This window comes from Candidatus Cloacimonadota bacterium (genome assembly GCA_011372345.1).
Lineage (GTDB): Bacteria > Cloacimonadota > Cloacimonadia > Cloacimonadales > TCS61 > DRTC01.
Map to the genome: position 1 here is coordinate 1 of DRTC01000324.1, position 3,105 is coordinate 3,105.

The following is a 3,105-nucleotide window of genomic DNA, read 5'->3' on the forward strand; positions in this document are numbered from 1 at the left end:
ATTGTTTGGAATTTCCTAAAGAATCTCTGCGGAATCCTTTGAACTCCCCTTCATAAGGGGAGATTGAGAGGGATTAATGATTCTTCTAAATGACAAAAAATGGAAATTTATGGTTAACTCCCTCATAATTAATAAATTAACATCTGCTTGTTTGATAAATTTGAAATTCTAATTCGTTTTATAATGGTGAATATCGAACTGCGAAACTTAAGATAATATAACAAATTACAGAGTTCTGCTTGTTTTATCTGAAAAACCTATTAGTTTGGCGAAATTTAAAATTAGTCTAATTAGTGGATACTATTTTTCTTAAAGCTGCTTTTTGGATTAACTCTAATTTTATTTAATAAAATCAGAAAAGCCTAATTTCAATTCATAAAATAAGTTACAGCAAAATCTATTCCAACCTCTCTTATAAAAAATCATTTTATACAACAATTTCATTGACAGATAAAATTCCAATTCAAAAGATAAACCGAAAATATGAATAGAATAGAAACGAAGAATTTAGTAAAGATCTACGGTAAGAGACGGGTTGTAAATAATGTCAGTATTACCGTTCAGCAAGGTGAAGTTGTCGGGATTTTGGGACCAAACGGAGCCGGTAAATCCACGACATTTTATATGATCCTGGGTTTGATCAAGGCTAATCAGGGAAAGGTTTTTTTTAATGAAAAAGATATCGTTAAACTCCCGATGTATAAACGAGCTCAACTGGGAATCGGTTATCTTGCTCAGGAACCTTCTATCTTCCATAAATTAACTGTTGAGAAGAATATTATGGCAATCTTGGAAACGATAAAAATTTCAAAAAAAGAGAGAAAACAGAAACTGGAAGAATATTTATCGGAACTGAATCTTACCGATTTGGCAAAGCAGAAAGCATATACTCTTTCAGGCGGAGAACGAAGAAAATTGGAAATAACCAGGTCTCTGGTAACCAATCCTTCTTTTATGCTGATGGATGAGCCTTTTGCCGGAGTTGATCCTTTGGCAGTTGCGGACATTCAGGATATAATCCGAAAATTAAGAGAAAAAAATATAGGAATACTGGTTACGGATCACAATGTTTTAGAAACTTTGAAAATAACGGAAAGGGCTTATATTATTTATAACGGTGAAATCCTGTTTTCAGGAACATCACGGGAGTTAGTAAATGATGAAAAAGCCCGGGAAGTGTATTTAGGTGAAAGATTCACAAATCCGTTCGGGAATGAATTATGAATAAATTAAAACAATCTTTATCATTTAAATTAACACAAAATCTTTTGTTAAAACCAAAAATGCTCCAATCTCTGGAAATGCTGGCAATGCCTTTAATGCAGTTGGAAACACATCTGAAACAGGAATTAGTAACAAATCCCATGCTGGAAATCCAGGAATTACGGGAAGATGATGAATCCGAAGAAAATTCTTCCGAAAAAGAAGAAACCAGTAAAAAGGAAGAAGCTTCCGAGGATTTAGAAACTGCAGATACTGAGCTTGAAAAAACTCTGAAAGAAAGTCAGGAATTAAGCGAGATCCTGGATTCCTGGAATGAACTTTATACAGACCGAAGTTACAAGATATCTAATGAAGAAAAGGTAACTTTTGAACAGATATTAAGAGCACAGGATAATAAAAAAAGAGATTTTTTTGATCAGTTAGACAAACTCAAGCTAACAGAAAATGAGTATGATTTTGGTTTCGAGCTGATAGACAGTGTTAATATTCATGGTTTTCTGCCGGAAGATTTCAGTTTATATTTAATGGCAGAAGAATACGAAATTTCCGAACAGCGAGCAGATGAAATTCATAATTTGATCCTGAATTTTCATCCGAAAGGGATCACTGCTCGTAATATTCAGGAATGTCTGAAAGCTCAACTGGATAACAAAATCCATAGCCCGCAATTATTTGATCTAATCGAATACGATTTCTGTGATCTGATCCATAAAAGATATAAAAAGATTGCTTCCAAATATGGAGTTACCCTAAATACCGTGATCAATTGGAAGAACCAGATTTCCCATCTTGATCCAAAACCGGGTTTGCGCATCCAGAGCGGTCAGTCAGATTATATTGTGCCGGATGTGATCATCAAAAAGATCGGAAATGAGTATGAGATCATCAGCAACGATTTTACGCTTCCCCGCATCAGGATGAGCAGACATTACCAGGATATTCTCCGAAAAGTCGGGAAAGATAGACAAGCAGTGGATTATGTCCGAAACAAAATAAATTCAGCAAAATTTTTGATAAAATCTGTTTATTTAAGAAGCAGGACATTGGAAAGAGTTGTTCGGGCAATAATTCGAAATCAAGTCGATTTTTTCTATCAGGACAGCGGAGTTCTGAGACCTTTGACATATTCCGTAATTGCCGAGGAATTGCAGGTCAATGAATCGACAATTTCCCGAGTCGTCAAAAACAAATATGCAGATACTCCTTTTGGCATCATGTGTTTAAAAGATTTTTTCAGCAGCACAGCCGGCAAGGATAATAACTATAATTCCATTTCCAGGCAGAATGTTGAAACGATCGTCAAGAAGATGATCGATAATGAAGATTCCAGTAATCCTTTAAGTGATCAGGATATTGTTGATAATCTGACAAAACAGGGAATTAATGTATCACGCAGAGTGGTTGCGAAATATCGAAAATCTATGGGAATTCTGAATAGTCACCTCAGGAGAAGTGAATGAAAAAATATGCTGTGATTGTTGTTGGCGGCGGTCCCGGCGGATATGTTTCTGCGATCAGATTGGATCAATTTAAAATCGATGTAGCTGTTTTTGAGAAGGAAAGATTGGGTGGAGTTTGTCTGAATCATGGTTGTATTCCGACGAAATCGATGGTGAAAGTTGCGGAACTTTTTGCAGAGATAAACGAAGCTGATAATTTCGGGATAGAGGTTAAAAATCCAAAAATAAATTATTTGAGTGTTTTTAATAGAAAGAATGAAATTGTTGATAAACTTGTATCCGGGATTGAATTCATTTTCAAAAAAAGAAATATTCCGATTTATAATGAAAATATTTTACAAATTGAAAAAAGAGATAATGAATATCTCATTAAAACAGATAAATCCGAATATTCAGCAGATCATATTATTCTCGCAACCGG

The 3,105-nt window shown here is 34.6% G+C and carries 3 protein-coding genes; all 3 read left to right on the plus strand.

Going from position 1 to position 3,105, the window contains the following annotated elements; all coding sequences use genetic code 11:
• Positions 1-483: 483 nt before the first annotated feature.
• Positions 484-1,224, plus strand: a complete 741-nt coding sequence (gene lptB, locus ENL20_06290) for an LPS export ABC transporter ATP-binding protein (GenBank protein HHE38163.1) — start codon at positions 484-486, stop codon at positions 1,222-1,224.
• Positions 1,221-2,684 (plus strand): RNA polymerase sigma-54 factor, encoded by a 1,464-nt coding sequence (rpoN, locus tag ENL20_06295; GenBank protein ID HHE38164.1) that lies wholly within the window; start codon positions 1,221-1,223, stop codon positions 2,682-2,684. The genes lptB and rpoN overlap by 4 nt, the downstream gene beginning before the upstream one ends.
• Positions 2,681-3,105: dihydrolipoyl dehydrogenase (locus ENL20_06300; GenBank protein ID HHE38165.1), on the plus strand; the 425-nt coding region annotated here is incomplete at its 3' end. The genes rpoN and ENL20_06300, both read left to right, overlap by 4 nt.